General features: G+C 71.9%; 16 protein-coding genes. 6 read left to right on the top strand and 10 right to left on the bottom strand.

Translation table 11 applies throughout. The annotated features are described in order from the left end of the window. Nucleotides 1-7: 7 nt before the first annotated feature. Both OKJ99_RS00430 and OKJ99_RS00425 read right to left on the bottom strand, forming a co-directional pair. Nucleotides 8-760, bottom strand: coding sequence for an IclR family transcriptional regulator (locus tag OKJ99_RS00430; protein ID WP_326013545.1), 753 nt, complete (start codon nt 758-760; stop codon nt 8-10). A gap of 63 nt (nt 761-823) precedes the next feature. After that, entirely contained in the window at nt 824-2,140 is a 1,317-nt protein-coding gene (locus OKJ99_RS00425; protein ID WP_326013544.1) for an MFS transporter, read from the bottom strand. Nucleotides 2,141-2,333: 193 nt separating this feature from the next. Here OKJ99_RS00425 and OKJ99_RS00420 point away from each other — a divergent pair, with 193 nt between their 5' ends. The 5 genes from OKJ99_RS00420 to OKJ99_RS00400 all read left to right on the top strand — a co-directional run bounded on the left by OKJ99_RS00420 (nt 2,334) and on the right by OKJ99_RS00400 (nt 6,018). Continuing rightward, nucleotides 2,334-3,305: a 2-hydroxyacid dehydrogenase gene (locus OKJ99_RS00420; RefSeq protein WP_326013543.1), complete on the top strand. Its 972-nt coding sequence runs from the start codon at nt 2,334-2,336 to the stop codon at nt 3,303-3,305. 91 nt (nt 3,306-3,396) lie between these two features. Next, nucleotides 3,397-3,903: a hypothetical protein gene (locus OKJ99_RS00415; protein WP_326013542.1), complete on the top strand. Its 507-nt coding sequence runs from the start codon at nt 3,397-3,399 to the stop codon at nt 3,901-3,903. Next, complete coding sequence (locus tag OKJ99_RS00410; protein WP_326013541.1) at nt 3,900-4,229, top strand: transcriptional regulator; 330 nt, start codon at nt 3,900-3,902, stop codon at nt 4,227-4,229. Before OKJ99_RS00415 ends, OKJ99_RS00410 begins: the two co-directional genes overlap by 4 nt. Continuing rightward, nucleotides 4,226-5,167, top strand: coding sequence for an ABC transporter ATP-binding protein (locus OKJ99_RS00405; RefSeq protein WP_326013540.1), 942 nt, complete (start codon nt 4,226-4,228; stop codon nt 5,165-5,167). The genes OKJ99_RS00410 and OKJ99_RS00405 overlap by 4 nt, the downstream gene beginning before the upstream one ends. Nucleotides 5,168-5,178: 11 nt before the next feature. Then, on the top strand, nt 5,179-6,018 hold the full coding sequence (locus tag OKJ99_RS00400) for an ABC transporter permease (RefSeq protein WP_326013539.1): 840 nt from the start codon (nt 5,179-5,181) through the stop codon (nt 6,016-6,018). A gap of 96 nt (nt 6,019-6,114) precedes the next feature. Here OKJ99_RS00400 and OKJ99_RS00395 read toward each other — a convergent pair whose 3' ends face one another. Further along, on the bottom strand, nt 6,115-6,993 hold the full coding sequence (locus OKJ99_RS00395) for an NADP-dependent oxidoreductase (protein WP_326013537.1): 879 nt from the start codon (nt 6,991-6,993) through the stop codon (nt 6,115-6,117). A gap of 138 nt (nt 6,994-7,131) precedes the next feature. On the opposite strand from OKJ99_RS00395, the gene OKJ99_RS00390 reads away from it, so the two are divergent. Continuing rightward, nucleotides 7,132-7,524: a MerR family transcriptional regulator gene (locus OKJ99_RS00390; protein ID WP_326013536.1), complete on the top strand. Its 393-nt coding sequence runs from the start codon at nt 7,132-7,134 to the stop codon at nt 7,522-7,524. Between the two features lie 3 nt (nt 7,525-7,527). Here OKJ99_RS00390 and ssuE read toward each other — a convergent pair whose 3' ends face one another. The 7 genes from ssuE to OKJ99_RS00355 all read right to left on the bottom strand — a co-directional run bounded on the left by ssuE (nt 7,528) and on the right by OKJ99_RS00355 (nt 13,925). After that, nucleotides 7,528-8,085, bottom strand: coding sequence for an NADPH-dependent FMN reductase (gene ssuE / locus OKJ99_RS00385; RefSeq protein WP_326013535.1), 558 nt, complete (start codon nt 8,083-8,085; stop codon nt 7,528-7,530). 71 nt (nt 8,086-8,156) lie between these two features. Continuing rightward, nucleotides 8,157-8,933, bottom strand: coding sequence for an alpha/beta hydrolase (locus OKJ99_RS00380; RefSeq protein ID WP_326013534.1), 777 nt, complete (start codon nt 8,931-8,933; stop codon nt 8,157-8,159). After that, nucleotides 8,930-10,279, bottom strand: a complete 1,350-nt coding sequence (locus tag OKJ99_RS00375; RefSeq protein WP_326013533.1) for an NtaA/DmoA family FMN-dependent monooxygenase — start codon at nt 10,277-10,279, stop codon at nt 8,930-8,932. Before OKJ99_RS00375 ends, OKJ99_RS00380 begins: the two co-directional genes overlap by 4 nt. A 36-nt stretch (nt 10,280-10,315) precedes the next feature. Next, nucleotides 10,316-11,164 carry an ABC transporter ATP-binding protein gene (locus OKJ99_RS00370; protein WP_326013532.1) on the bottom strand — a complete coding sequence of 283 codons (849 nt, stop codon included), beginning with the start codon at nt 11,162-11,164 and terminating at the stop codon, nt 10,316-10,318. After that, nucleotides 11,161-12,051: an ABC transporter ATP-binding protein gene (locus OKJ99_RS00365; RefSeq protein WP_326013531.1), complete on the bottom strand. Its 891-nt coding sequence runs from the start codon at nt 12,049-12,051 to the stop codon at nt 11,161-11,163. The genes OKJ99_RS00370 and OKJ99_RS00365 overlap by 4 nt, the downstream gene beginning before the upstream one ends. After that, nucleotides 12,048-12,929, bottom strand: a complete 882-nt coding sequence (locus tag OKJ99_RS00360; protein WP_326013530.1) for an ABC transporter permease — start codon at nt 12,927-12,929, stop codon at nt 12,048-12,050. Before OKJ99_RS00360 ends, OKJ99_RS00365 begins: the two co-directional genes overlap by 4 nt. 6 nt (nt 12,930-12,935) lie before the next feature. Beyond that, nucleotides 12,936-13,925, bottom strand: coding sequence for an ABC transporter permease (locus OKJ99_RS00355; RefSeq protein ID WP_326013529.1), 990 nt, complete (start codon nt 13,923-13,925; stop codon nt 12,936-12,938). Nucleotide 13,926: the final 1 nt, after the last annotated feature.

The raw sequence follows: 13,926 nt of genomic DNA, 5'->3' as shown, positions 1-13,926 counted from the left end.
CGTGCGGTCACCTGCCGTACGCCGCCGCCTCCCGCGCCGTCGTGCGCAGCAGCGGAACCATGGCGTGGAGTTCCTCGCGGCCCGTGAGGACGACGGTGGCGCCGAGGGAGAGGGCGAGCTGGGGAGGCCCGCCGTCCGGGTCGGTGGCAGGGACGCACAGGGCGATGGAGCGGACCCCGCGCTCGTTCTCCTCCTCGGCCTCCGCCCAGCCGAGCTCCCGGACGCGGGCCAGTTCGGCGCGCAGCTCGTCCGGATCGCTGAGCGTGTTCGGCGAGCTGCGGGGCAGCGGACCGGCCAGCAGACGCTCCTGGTCGGCCTCCGGCCGGGCCGCGACGAGGGCCTTGCCCATCGAGGTGGCGTGCCAGGGGTTGCGCGTGCCCTCGTCGCTGCGCAGTTGCAGGTGCTGGCTGCCCTGGACGGAGCGGACGAGGAGGACCTGGTCGCCGTCGAGGATGCCCGCGATGACGACCAGGCCCGTGCGCTCCGCCAACTGCCGCATGGGGCCCAGGAGATGGTTGAACCCGGCAGGGGTGCGGTGGAAGCCGTGCGCCAGCTCCAGGGCGCGCAGCCCCAGGGCGTAGGTGCGTGCGCTGGAGTCGTGGACGACGAAGCCCTCGTCGGTCATCCGCGCGAGCAGCCGGTGTGCGCTGCTCACCGGCAGCTGCGCGGCGCGCGCGGCGGCGCTGACGCCGAGGCCCTCGGGGTGCCGGGAGAGCGTGGTCAGCAGCCTGAGCCCGCGGCCGAGCATGTCATCGCCCATGGTTCACGCCCGCCCCCACCTGTGTCTTCGTCGCCGGATTGCTCGATTGGTCGCTGCCGAAGTTTACGTGGCGTGCTGTTCGCCGAGCTTGGCAGCCGGCGTCTCCAGCTCCGAGGGCCGTCGTACGAAGGCCATCAGCGCGGCCGAGATCAGGGTGCCGATCGCCATGACGGCGAAGGCGCCCATGTCCCCCATGGAGCTGCCGCGGATCCAGCCGACGAGGTACGTGCCGACGAACGAGCCAAGCGCGCCAAAGGAGTTGACGAGGGCGATGGCCGCGCCGGAGACGTTCTTGGGCGCCTGGTCGGCGACGAGCGCGAAGTACGGCCCGTAGGGCGCGTACAGGCACAGGCCCGCGACGATCAGGAGCACGAACGACATCGCGAACGAGGAGTGCGCGAGGTAGGAGCCGTACAGCGCGAGGGCGGCGACCACCAGCCAGGGCCAGATCGCCAGGCGCCGCTTTCCGCTGCGGTCGGAGAGCTGGGAGTTGACGAGCATCGCGATCGAGGCGAAGAGGTACGGGACCGCCGAGAGGAGCCCGGTGGCGCCGATGCCCTGCCCCGACGCCTCCTTGATGATCGAGGGCAGCCAGAACACGAACCCGTACACGCCGATCGACCAGCAGAAGTACTGGGCGGCCAGGATGAGCACCGGACGTGAGGAGAGCACCTTGCGGTATTCGGCGGTGCGGGCGACGGCGACGGTCGGTTCCTTCGCCAACTCCGCGTCCAGCTCGGCCCGTTCACTGTCGGGCAGCCACCCGGCCTCCGCGGGATGGTCCTTGATCAGCTTGAGGCAGAGCAGGCCCCACACGACGGCCGGCAGGCCCTCGATGATGAACATCTCGCGCCAGCTGGTGGCCTCGATGATCAGTCCGGAGACGGCGGAGAGCCACATCACGGTGACCGGGTTGCCCAGGATCAGGAAGGTGTTGGCACGCCCGCGCTCGCGCTGCGTGAACCAGCGGCCGAGCAGCATCACCATGGACGGCATGACCGCGCCCTCGACCACGCCGAGCAGGAAGCGCACGACGACCAGCCACGTCGGGCTGTGCAGCAGTCCCTGAACGGCGGCGAGCACGCCCCAGGCGATGGTCGAGTACGCGACGAGGCGGCGGGCGCTGCGGCGCTCGGCGTAGATGGTGCCGGGGATCTGGAAGAAGAAGTAGCCCAGGAAGAAGGAGGCGGCGACCAGCGCGTCCATGCCGCTGGACATGTTGAGGTCATCGGCCATGCCGCCGGCCGAGCCGATCGAGTAGTTCGACCGGTCCAGATACGCCAGCGAGTACGTGACGAAGGCGATCGGGATCATGTGCTTGGTCCGCGTGGACGACCAGAATCCACTGCCGCGTGCGGCGCGGGACGACGTCGCTGTCATCCGTCACACCTCCTGATTTCCGTGAGGGTTTTCTGAGGGGGTTCCCGAGGGGATTCCCGTGGCACTTTTCCGTGGGGTAGAAAGTGTTCTGTGGGACGGAAAGACGTTAGGGTCGACGCGTCGCCAGGTCAACAGCCTTGGCCGATCCGCTATTTGCCGCGCTTCGGCTGATGCCGCCCGGAAAGGTGCATGTATGCCCAGCCACGACTCCACCCACATGTCCGCCCGAACCGGACCCGGTTCCGAAGCGCCGGACGTGCTGGTGCCCTGGCCCGACCTCGACCGCGCGCACGGCTCCTGGCCGGACGGTGTGCGCGTCCATGTGTGGGACGGGGTGGAACCGGTCGGTCTCGATGCGGAGCAGCTCGCCCGGATCGGCTACTGGGCCATGCCGTACGCGACACCGGGCGCCGAGAAGCTCCTCCCTCAGCTCCCCGGGCTGCGCGCCGTGCAGTCGTTGAGCGCGGGCGTGGAGAAGCTGCGGCCGCTGCTGCCCGAGGGGGTGGCCCTGCACAACGGTCGCGGGCTGCACGACGCGAGCGCCGCCGAGCACGCCCTGGCGCTGACCCTCGCCGCGCAGCGGGACCTGCCGCGCTGGGTGCGCGATCAGGACGGGGGCCGCTGGGATCCGCACTTCACGCGCTCCCTCGCGGACTCGCGGGTGGCGATCGTGGGCTACGGGTCCATCGGCGCGGCGCTCGAACAGCGCCTGCTCGCGTGCGAGGCCGACGTCGTGCGCGTGGCCCGCCGCGCCCGCCCCGACAGCGACGTCCACGCGGTCTCGGACCTGCCGGAGCTGCTGCCGCACGTGGACATCGCGGTGCTGGTGCTGCCCGAGAACCCGTCCACGGTGGGCCTGTTCGGCGCGGCCGAACTCGCCGCGCTCCCCGACGACGCGCTCGTCGTCAACATCGGCCGCGGCCGCACCCTGGACCCCGACGCGCTGCTCGCCGAGACCCGCACGGGACGCCTTCGTGCGGCCCTCGATGTCACGTCTCCCGAGCCGCTCCCCGCCGACCACCCGCTGCGCGCGCTGCCGGGCGTCCTCATCACGCCGCACGTGGGCGGCGGTTCGGCGACGTTCCGGCCGCGCGCCGAGCGCCTGATCGTCGAGCAGGTACGCCGCTGGGCGGGCGGCGATCCTCTGGTCAACGCGGTGGAGTAGACGGGGAAGTAGAGCCCTCACTTGCCCATCAGGAAAGCAGCGCGTAACTTTCCTGCCGGGAAAGTAAAGCGGGGACGGGAGGGCGAGACGCGTGAGCACGCCGGTCGATGCCGAACAGGCATGGAGGGACCTGCAGCGCATTCGTGTGCCGCAGGAGCGGGTGTACGACGAGGTGGAGCGGTCCGCCGCGGCCGGCTCGGGCAGCCCGTGGGCCACGGCCGCGATCATGTGGCTGTTCCTGGCAGGACTGGGCCTGGACCTGCCCGGGTGGGGCGTGGGTCTGGTCATGGCCGCGTACGTCGCGGTGCTGGGCGGTCTTGCCGTGCGCCATCAGCGGCGCAGCCGGGTGCGCCTGCACCACACCCGGTGCACACCCCGCATGTTCGCCACCTTCGTGGCGGGGGCGGTGGTGACCGGCGGGACGGTGCTCCTCTCCGGCCACCTGGTCGACTCGCTGGAACCGATGCCCGGGAGCCTGATCCAGGCCACGGTCTCGGCGGCGGTGTTCGTGCTCTTCGTGGGGCCGACGGGCCGCTGGGCGGCCAGGTCGGCGCGGGGCCACGAGGCGCGGGCGGCGAACACGGAGGCGGGCCGATGAGCGTTCCCGCGGGCTTCGACGAGCTGATCCATCCCGCCACCCGGCTTTCGGTGGTCTCACTGCTCGCCGCCACGGAGTGGGCGGAGTTCTCCTTCGTGCGCGACAGCCTCTCGCTCAGCGACTCCGCGCTCTCCAAGCAGCTGCACACCCTTGAGGAGGCCGGATATCTGGAGCTCCACAAGGAGGGCGGCGGCCGCAACCGACGCACCCGGGTGCGGCTGACGGACCGTGGGCGCACCGCCTTCGAGGGGCACGTCTCGGCGCTCCGGGCGATCGTCGAGGGCGCCGCCACCGCGGTACCCACCACATCGGGGGCGAAGCGATGAGTGCCGAGCACACATCCGAACGTCCCGTCGTCCACGCCCGCGACATCACCATGGCGTACGGCGACATCGACGTCCTGCACGGCGTGGACCTGGACATCCACCGCGGCGAGGTCTTCGCGCTGCTCGGCCCCAACGGGGCGGGGAAGACGACCACCGTCGAGATCCTGGAGGGCTTCCGGCGCCGTTCCGCGGGGGAAGTCAGCGTGCTCGGCACGGACCCGGAGCGGGGTGACGACGCGTGGCGGGCCCGGATCGGCCTCGTCCTTCAGTCCTGGCGTGATCACGGCCGCTGGCGGGTCGGCGAGTTGCTGAGGCACTTCGCCACGTACTACCCCGACCCGCGCGACCCGGCCGAACTGCTGGCCCTCGTCGGTCTCACCGACCAGGCCGACCGGCAGGTGGCCCGGCTGTCCGGCGGACAGCGGCGACGCCTCGACGTCGCGCTCGGCATCGTCGGCCGCCCCGAACTCCTCTTCCTGGACGAGCCGACCACCGGTTTCGACCCCGAGGCGCGGTACGAGTTCCACGCCCTGGTCGAGCGTCTGGCCCGGGACGAGGGCGTCACCATCCTGCTCACCACCCACGACCTGGTGGAGGCGGAGCGGCTCGCCGACCGGATCGCCATGCTGGTCGGCGGCCGGATCCGGGCCTGCGGCACACCCGCGGAACTGGCCCGGCGGGCCGCCGCCCGCGCCGAGGTCCGCTGGACGTCCGACGACGGGACGGCGCGCCGCGAGCGCACCGCGGATCCCTCGCAGCTCGTCTGGGACCTGCACCGGCACGCGCCCGGCCCGATCGCCGACCTGGAGGTCCGGCGGCCGACGCTCGAGGACACGTATCTGCACATGGTGAACCTGGCGGCCGACGGCACGGACATGGGCCCGGAGCCGGACGAGGACGAGGACGAGGACGAGGACGGGGAGACACGGGCCGCGTGAGGAAGACACCCATGACGAACAGTTGGCGTGCCGGGATCCAGCGCGGCGGCATCGAACTGCGGCACCTCGTGCGCAACGGCAAGGAGATGTCCGGCCACCTGACAAACGTGGTCGTCGCGCTGGTCATCGCCGCCTACATCAGCAGCGACGTGCCGGGCACTCAGACGCCGATGTCCCACCTGGTGGTGGCCGGCTTCGCCGCGTACCTCCTCTTCCAGGTCGGTCTTGTCACGCTCCCGCAGATCCTCGTGACGGAGCGGGAGGAGGGCGCCCTGCTGCGGCTGCGTGCCACGCCCGGCGGGATTCCGGCGTACCTGGTCGCCAAGTGCCTGCTGATCGTGGTCGTTTCGGTCGCCACCTTGGCGCTTCTCCTGGCGGTCGCCGCGCTGGTGGCCGACGGTCCTGTGCCACAGGGGCCCGGCGGCTGGCTGACGCTGGCGTGGGTCACCGCGCTCGGGCTGCTGGCCGTCGTGCCGCTCGGTGCCGCCATCGGCGCGGTGCTGCCCAATCCGCGTGAGGCGCTGGCCCTGATCATGCTGCCGGTGATGGGGCTGCTGGTCACCTCCGGGGCGGTGTTCCCGATCACCGTGCTGCCCGTTCCGCTGCAACAGGTGGCGTCGGTCTTCCCGCTCAAGTGGATGGCGCAGGGCCTGCGTTCGGCGCTCCTGCCGGATGCGGCGCGGGCCGCCGAGCCGGCCGGTTCCTGGGAACTCCCCATGGTCGCCCTGGTCCTGGCCGCCTGGGCCGTCCTCGGCTTCCTCCTGGCGATCCCCCTGCTGCGCCGCGCCGCCCGCCGCGAATCCGGCTCCCGCCTGACGGAACGACACCGGAAGGCGGCGCTCCCGAGCTGAAGCTTGCCGTACAGCCTGGGCAGCGGTTCGCCCTCGGTGATCCAGTTGCGCCGGTCGCGTTCCCCAGGTCCGCCACCGATATCGAGGCGGCCGCGGTCAGAACGTGACCAGGATCTTGCCCAGGAGCCCTCCCGCCTCGAAGCGTTCGTGGGCGGCCCGGATGTCCTCCAGCGAGTAGCGGGCGGCGATGCGCACACGGAGTTCGCCGGTGTCGACCAGCTTGGCGATCGACGCGAGGTCGGCCGCGCTCTCCTGGACGTAGCTCTTGCGCGCTCCCGGCACGTCGGGCAACGGCTCGTCGGAGATCGATACGTAGCGGCCCCCGACGGCGAGGGCGGCGGACGCGTCGAGCCCCGCGGTGTCGAGGACGACCGGGTAGTGGCCGCGCGGCAGGTCCGCCGGGCGGTGCCAGACGTGCTCGGCGCCCAACTCCACCGCCGCCGCCTCGTGTTCGGGGCGGGACACCAGGGCGTCGGAGTGGACACCCATCGAGCGGGCCAGTTGGACGGCCAGGCCGCCGACCGCCCCGGCGGCTCCGACGATCAGGACGCGCTCCCCTGCCGCCAGTTCGGCGTTGCGCAGGGCCTGGAGGGCGGTCACTCCTGCCAGTGGCAGCGCTGCCGCGTCCGCCAGGGGGACACCGGTCGGCGCGGCGGTCACCAGGTGGCCCGGCAGGGCGACCAGGTCGGCCCACGTGCCCCGGCCCGTGGCGATCTGGGCGGACATCGCGATCACCTCGTCGCCCACCTGGTGCGAAGGGTCGTTGCTCGCGACCACGCGGCCGGAGATGTCCCAGCCGAGCGTGGCCGGCAGCGGCGGGCCGACCTCCCAGGCGCGGGTCTTCCAGTCGACCGGGTTCAGGCTGGTGGCCGTGGTGCGGATGAGGACCTCGTCGGCGGCGAGGACGGGCTCGGCGATGTCGTCGACGGTCAGGACGTCGGGGCCGCCGTGGCGGTCGATCCGGATGGCGCGCATGGTGTGAAGGCCCTTCCAGGGGTGCGGTGTTGGTCCACGTGACCGAGGAGACCGCCGACCGGCGACCTCCCCCGCTCACACCTGGAACGCTAAAGTCTCACATCGGTGTGAGAGTCAAGCCGAGTCGAGGAGGATCACGTGCGGATCGGTGAGCTGTCCCGCAGGACGGGTGTCCACGAGCGGCTGCTGCGCTACTACGAGGAGCAGCGGCTGCTCCATCCCGTGCGGCGCCCCAGCGGCTACCGCGAATACGGCGAGGCCGACGTGCACATCGTGCGCCGCATCCGCAGCCTGCTCGCCGCGGGCCTGAGCACCGCCACCATCGCCACGATCCTGCCGTGCCTGCGCGACGAGGACGAGCGCCTGGTGCCGACCTGTCCCGACCTCGTCGGCGACCTGCTCAAGGAGCGGGCCCGCATCTCTCGGGCCATCACCGATCTGCAAACCTCCCGTTCCGCGCTCGACGATGTCATCGCCGCCGCCCCGGCCGACATCGCCGAGCGCGCGAGAGGCGCCCTCACCACGGGCTGACCGTCACCCCGCCTGCGCCAGTGCCACCGTCCGTCCGCCGAGCGCCGCCGAGAACCGGTCCGTGACCTCGGCGAGTGCCTCGGCGGACGGCTTGGCGACGGCCAGTTCTCCGTTCTCGCCGACGGTGACGTCCCGGTCGAGGGTGAACCAGCCCGGCAGGATGTGGTGCGGGCCCATCGAGTTCAGGACGGGGCGCAGGGCGTAGTCGAGGGCCAGGACGTGGGCCGTGGTGCCGCCCGTCGCCAGGGGCAGCACGGTCTTCCCGGCCAGGGCGTACTGCGGGAGCAGGTCGAGGAGCGACTTCAACAGGCCGGAGTAGGCGGCCTTGTAGACGGGCGTGCCGATGACGATGCCGTCCGCCCGCTCGAACCGGGCGACGGCGTCGACGATGGCCGGGTGTCCGAACTCCGCGCCCAGCAGCGCGTCGGCCGGCAGGGTGCGTACCTGCAAGGAGGTCACTTCGTGCCCCTGGCCGCGCAGCCGTTCGTCGAGATGTTCCAGGAGTCGCGCCGTGCGGGACGTGGCGGAGGGGCTGCCGGAGACGGAGAGGATGGTGGCCATGGTGGGGCCTTTCGTGAGAGGTGGGGGGCGGGAGAGGGCGGGCGGCTACGGACACCGCCGGGCGGCGCCGTTCACCATGCGCTCGACACGACCGTGACCGCGGGTGTCAGGCCTTCGCGCAGCGCTTCGAGGAATCCCACGACCTCCGCGGCCACCGAGCGGTGCTGCTTGTCGTTGAGTACGTCGTGGTGGGCACCGTGGACGACGGCCAGGCGGGCGGAGGCCGACTTCTGTGCCGTGAGCGCGAGGGCGTCGCGGTCCGCCAGCGGGTCGGCGTCGCCGACCAGGAGCAGCTGCGGGAGGTCCGCCGCGCTGTCGTGGGCCAGCTCCAACACCCGTTCCGGCACGGGTGTGTTCAGCTCCCCGCGGCGTACGAGGGCGTCGTCCGTGAGCACGCCACGGTGTGTCGGGCAGGAGGTGCGGACGTCGAGTTCCTCGTCCCACGCCTCGGCGGTGGCGGCCGCCCGGCCCGGCAGTCCCGCCAGGACCACGGCGTCCGCGCGCAGCCGGCGCGCCCGGGCCGGGTCCGCGACGAGGGCGGCGACCGCCGCGGCTCCGCTGTCGGAGCCGACCAGGACCAGCGGGGCGGCCGCGGTGCCGCCCGCTTCGGACGCCGTGCCGTCGGCCGCTTCGGCGAGCCGCTCGACCAGGGTGTCGAGGGAGGCGTCGAGGTCGTCGCCGCTCAGGTCCGGGGTGTCGACGACCCGTACGCGGTAGGCGTCCGCGGCGAGCCGCCTGCCGAACCGTTCGTACACGGCACGTGTCTCGCCGCGGCCGGGCACCACGATGACGGTGCCGCGGGTGAGCAGGCCCTCGGGGGCGAGGTGGTCGGTGTACTGGCGGCTCATCGCAGGGCTCCAAGGGGGGCGGTCTCGGTGGTGTGGCGGTTGGCCGGGATCGGCAGGCCGAGGTGGCCGCGCAGGGTGTCGGCCTCGTACGCGGTGCGGAACAGGTCGCGCTTCTGGAGGATCGGGACGACGCCGTCGACGAAGAGCTCCAGTTCCTCCTCGGTGCGGAAGGCGAGGTTGATGCCGTCGAAGGTGCCGGCGTCGAACCACTCCTCGATCCGGTCGGCGACCGTCTCGGGCGCCCCGACGAACGGCGAGCGGCGGAACTCGGCCAGGGACTGGGCGACTTGGCGCAGGGTGAGGTTCTCGGTCCGCGCGCGATCGATGATCTTCGCGGCCCCCGTCCTGCCGCCCCGCTCGGCGAGGTGGGCGACGTCGGGGAACGGCGCGTCGAGGTCGTGGACGCTGAAGTCGTAGGCGCCGAAGGAGCGGCCGAGCAGGGCGAGGTGGCGGTCGAAGTCGTTGTCCTCCTCGAAGATCTCGCGCTCGCGGCGGCGGGCGGCATCGTCGGTGGCGGCGACGACCGGCCCGCCGTGGATGAAGATCTTGATGTGCTCGGGGTCGCGGCCGTGGGCGGCGGTGCGGCGCTTGATGTCGGCGTAGTAGTCCTGAGCCTGCTGGAGGGAGCCGCCGGGCGCGTAGATGCCCTCGGCGACACGGGCGGCCAGGTCGCGGCCCTCCTCGGAGACCCCCGCCTGGAAGATCACCGGCTGGCCCTGCGGGGAGCGCGACAGGTTGAGCGGGCCCGCGACCCTGAAGTGCTCGCCCACGTGGTTCAGTTCGTGCAGCTTCGCCGGGTCGAGGAACACATTGCGCTCGACGTCGGCGGGGAACGCGTCGTCCTCGTACGAGTCCCACAGGCCGCGGGCGACCTCGACGAACTCCAGGGCCCTGCCGTAGCGGGTGGCGTAGTCGAGGTGTTCCTCGAACCCGTAGTTGCGCGAGGTGCCGGTGTCGAAGCTGGTGACGACGTTCCAGCCGGCCCGGCCGCCGCTGATGTGGTCGAGGGAGGCGAAGCGGCGGGCCAGGTTGAACGGCGAGTTGTACGTCGAGCTGGCCGTGCCCACGAGGCCGAGGTAGCGGGTGTGCGTGGCCACGGCGGAGAGCAGGGTGAGGGGTTCGAGCCGGTTGAGGTAGTGGGAGGGGTAGGTGGCGTTGATGAACTGGCTGTCGACGACGAACAGGGCGTCGAACAGGGCGTGTTCGGCGGCCTGGGCCTGTCGTATGTAGTAGTTGATGTCGGTGCTGGCGTTGTTGGCGACGCGCGGGTCCTTCCACAGGCCGTGCTGGCCGGGGCCGCCGACGCCGTAGGGATGCAGCGCGAGGTGGATCTTCTTGCGGGGCATGGGTGTGCCTCTCTGTGGGAGCGGGCGGCGGGTGGCTCAGGCGGGCAGCAGGGCGCGCAGCGCCTCGCGTTCGGCCCGGGTGGCCGGGGCGCCGTGCAGGGTGGGTGCGGAGCCGAGCAGGAGGCGGGTGTAGGGGTGCTGCGGCTCGTTGACGACGGTGTCCGTCGCGCCGACCTCGACGAGTTCGCCCCGGTACAGGACGGCGACGCGGTCGGCGACGCCCGCGACGGAGCCGAGGTCGTGGGAGATGAACACCAGGGCCGTGCCGTCCGCTCGCAGCTCCTTGAGGATCTCCAGGATCTGGACGCGGTTGGCGGAGTCGAGGGCACTGACGGGTTCGTCGAGGATGACGAGGCGGGGGCGCGTCACCAACGCCCGTGCCACGGCGACGCGTTGGCGTTGCCCGCCGGAGAGCTCGCCGGGCAGTCGGCCCAGCAACTCCTCGCTCAGCCGCACCCGTTCGAGGTACGCGCGGATCCGCTCGGCCGCCTCGGCGCGGGGCACGCCGCCGACGCGCAGTGGCTCGCTCAGGGACTCCTCGATGGTCAGGTCCGGGTCGAGGCTGCGCAGCGGGTCCTGGAAGACGTACTGGATCACGCCCCGGCGGCGCAGGCCGCGCCATTGGCGGCGGCTGTGGGAGGTGACGTCCGCTCCCCCGATGGCGATCGTGCCGGATGTGGTGGGGACGAGGCCGAGGACGGCGCGGGCGAGCGTGGACTTGCCCGACCCGGTCTCGCCGATGAGTCCGAGCGTCTCGCCGGGAGCGACGCTGAGCGAGACCCCGCGCAGGGCCTGGCGGCGGCGCCGTCGGGGCCCGTAGTGGACGTCGAGCGAGGTGACGTCGAGAACTGAACTCGCCGCCCCGGTCGGCTTGTTGTCACTCATGCGTCCTCCTTGACGGAAGCGGCCGACGTCCCCGTGCGGAACCTTTCGAGGCCGTACAGCTCGTGTTCGGCGATGAGCAGCCGGGTGTACGCGTGCCGTGGGGCGTGCAGCACCTCGTTCGTAGGGCCCTGTTCGACGACGGTGCCCTCCTTCATGACCAGCACCTCGTCGCACAGCTGGGCCACCACGGCGAGGTCGTGGGAGACGACCACGAGGGCCAGGCCCGCGCGGTCGCGCAGGTCGGCCAGGAGGTCGAGGATCTCCGCCTGGACGGTGACGTCGAGTGCCGTCGTGGCCTCGTCGGCGATGAGGACGCGGGGCTCCGCGGCGATCGCGGTGGCGATCAGGACGCGTTGGAGCATGCCGCCGGAGAGTTCGTGGGGGTACTGGTCGTAGCTGAGTTCCGGGTCGCGCAGGTGCACGGTGCGGAGCAGCTCGATCGCCTTCCGCCGTGCCTCGCGCCGGTTCAGGCCCTTCTTCACGCGGAGCACCTCGGCGAGCTGTGCGCCGACGCGGATCGAGGGGTTGAGGTAGGAGGCCGGGTCCTGGAAGACGGCGGCGATGGTGGTGCCGCGCAGCCGGGTCCACTGCTTCGTGGTGAGGGTGGCGGTGTCGGTGCCTTCGAGTTCGACGTGGCCGCCGGTGATCTCGAAGTGCGGTGGCAGGATGCCGAGTGCGGCGCGGCAGGTGAGGGTCTTTCCGCTGCCGGACTCGCCGACGATCCCGATCGTGGTGCCGGGCCTGAGGTCGAAGCCGACGCCGTGCACGATCTCCCGGTCGGTGGCCGTGTCGGCGATGCGTACGTCGCGCAGGGACAGCACGGGGGCGGCCCGGATGTCGTCGTCGCGGTCCTGTTCGCGGGCGAGGTCGGTGGGCGCTGTGGTCATGTCGTACCTCCGGCGGGGGCGGTCTCGTCGAGGCGGTTCCGGCCGGCGCCGACGGGGGTCCGGCCGCTCGCGGCCGTGCCGGACACGTCGCGGATCGCGTCGGCGAGCAGGTTCGCGGCCCATACCGTCGCCATGATCAGGAGCGCGGGCGGGAGCGGGGCCCAGGGCTGCTGGCCGAGGTAGCCGAGGTCGGAGGCGAGCAGCCCGCCCCAGGTGGGTTCGGGCGGCTGGACGCCGATGCCGAGGAACGTCAGGCTCGACACGATCACGAACCCGGTGCCGATGGTCTGCGCGAGGGCGACCGCGAGCGGCGGCAGCACCTTCGTCCAGACATGGCGTCGGACGATCCAGCCGATCGAGGCCCCGGAGATCAACGCGGCCTCTACGTACGGGGATCGGGCCACCGCCAACGTGGCGGCGCGGGACACCCGGTAGAACAGCGGGGACACCAGCACACCCGTCACGAGCATCGCCTGCGTGATGCCATTGCCCAGCAGCGCGATCACCGCGACCGCGAACAGCAGGAACGGAAGCGCGACGAGGGTGTCGGCGAGGCGCAGCGTCAGCCACTCGAAGACCCGGCCGAGGTACACCGACAGGATTCCCGGGATCGACCCCACGACCAGTGCGGTCAGGGCGACTTCGAGCGAGCCGAGGACACTGACGCGGGATCCGTCGAGGAGCCGACTGAGCACGTCGCGGCCGAGGTAGTCGGTGCCCAGCCAGTGCTCCCCCGAGGCGGCGGCGAGGGTGTCACCGCTCGTCGCGAGGGGGCCCTGCGGGGCGAGCAGCGGACCGAAGAGGGCGAGCAGGGCGACGACGGTGAGGATGACGACGGCGATGCGGCCCGTGGTGAGGGCGAGGATGCGGCGCACCATGGTGGCTCACACCCCCCGCTGGGCGGCCGGCGTCACGCGCGCCAGGACCAGGTTGACGATCAGGTTGAAGCCGACGACGAGGACGATCGACACCACGAGCACTCCTTGTACGGCGGGTACGTCGCCTGCCTGCGCGGCGTCGTTGGCGAACCGGCCGAAGCCCTGGAGGCCGAAGATCCATTCGGTGACGACGGAGGCACCCACGAGAGCGGGGAACTTCAGGCCGAGGGTGGCGAGCGTCGGGCCGAGAGCGTTGCGCAGGACGTGCCCGAGGAAGATCCGCCGGGGGCTCAGACCCCGGACGACGGCCCCGGTGACGTAGTTCTCCAGGGAGGCGGCGATCAGGCTCGTCCGCAGTTGGCGGGCGACGTCAGCGACGACGTCGCAGCTCAGCGCGAGGGCGGGCAGCAGGATGTGCAGCGACCACGGCCCGAAGCCCTGCGCCAGTGGCACGTATCCGGCGGACGGGAACCAGCCGAGGCCGACCGCGAACACGGTGACCAGGACGATGCCGACGACGAACGCCGGCATCACCGAGATCACGGTGACGAAGCCGGTGACCGCCCGGTCGATCCAGGTGGTCCGGCGCAGTGCGGCCACGGTGCCGAGGACGAAGCCCAGGACCACCCCGATGACGAGCGCGGCGCCCGCCACGGACAGACTCACGCCGAGGCCGGTCCCGATGAGGGTCGAGATGTCGGAGCCGTTGGTCCAGCTGGTGCCCAACCGGCCGTGCAGGACGCCGTTGAACCAGTCGCCGTACTGGGCGAGGAAGGGCCGGTCGAGTCCCCACTGGGCCTCGACGCGGGCGATGGCCTCCGGGGTCGCCTTCTCCCCCAACTGGATGCGGGCCGGGCTGAGTCCACTCATCTGACGCAGCGCGAACGTCACGAACGTCGCCACCACGAAGACCGGGATGAAGATCCCCACGGAACGCCCGACGGTGGCCAGGACGCGGCCCAGGATGTGCGCGGATCTCTTCCGCGTGTCAGGCATG

The organism is Streptomyces endophyticus (assembly GCF_035798155.1).
Taxonomy (GTDB): domain Bacteria; phylum Actinomycetota; class Actinomycetes; order Streptomycetales; family Streptomycetaceae; genus Streptomyces; species Streptomyces endophyticus.
The sequence above is the reverse complement of the archived record's forward strand: the minus strand, read 5'-3'. Positions and strand labels throughout refer to the sequence as shown.

Bases quoted from the DNA above. Each gene is read 5' to 3' on its own strand.
- OKJ99_RS00375 (WP_326013533.1), bottom strand. From the start codon at position 10,279: ATGCCCCGCAAGAAGATCCACCTCGCGCTGCATCCCTACGGCGTCGGC.
- OKJ99_RS00395 (WP_326013537.1), bottom strand. From the start codon at position 6,993: ATGCGCGCCATCCGGATCGACCGCCACGGCGGCCCCGACGTCCTGACC.
- OKJ99_RS00380 (WP_326013534.1), bottom strand. From the start codon at position 8,933: ATGAGCCGCCAGTACACCGACCACCTCGCCCCCGAGGGCCTGCTCACC.
- OKJ99_RS00420 (WP_326013543.1), top strand. From the start codon at position 2,334: ATGCCCAGCCACGACTCCACCCACATGTCCGCCCGAACCGGACCCGGT.
- OKJ99_RS00365 (WP_326013531.1), bottom strand. From the start codon at position 12,051: ATGACCACAGCGCCCACCGACCTCGCCCGCGAACAGGACCGCGACGAC.
- ssuE (WP_326013535.1), bottom strand. From the start codon at position 8,085: ATGGCCACCATCCTCTCCGTCTCCGGCAGCCCCTCCGCCACGTCCCGC.
- OKJ99_RS00410 (WP_326013541.1), top strand. From the start codon at position 3,900: ATGAGCGTTCCCGCGGGCTTCGACGAGCTGATCCATCCCGCCACCCGG.
- OKJ99_RS00430 (WP_326013545.1), bottom strand. From the start codon at position 760: ATGGGCGATGACATGCTCGGCCGCGGGCTCAGGCTGCTGACCACGCTC.
- OKJ99_RS00360 (WP_326013530.1), bottom strand. From the start codon at position 12,929: ATGGTGCGCCGCATCCTCGCCCTCACCACGGGCCGCATCGCCGTCGTC.
- OKJ99_RS00355 (WP_326013529.1), bottom strand. From the start codon at position 13,925: ATGCCTGACACGCGGAAGAGATCCGCGCACATCCTGGGCCGCGTCCTG.
- OKJ99_RS00370 (WP_326013532.1), bottom strand. From the start codon at position 11,164: ATGAGTGACAACAAGCCGACCGGGGCGGCGAGTTCAGTTCTCGACGTC.
- OKJ99_RS00400 (WP_326013539.1), top strand. From the start codon at position 5,179: ATGACGAACAGTTGGCGTGCCGGGATCCAGCGCGGCGGCATCGAACTG.
- OKJ99_RS00405 (WP_326013540.1), top strand. From the start codon at position 4,226: ATGAGTGCCGAGCACACATCCGAACGTCCCGTCGTCCACGCCCGCGAC.
- OKJ99_RS00425 (WP_326013544.1), bottom strand. From the start codon at position 2,140: ATGACAGCGACGTCGTCCCGCGCCGCACGCGGCAGTGGATTCTGGTCG.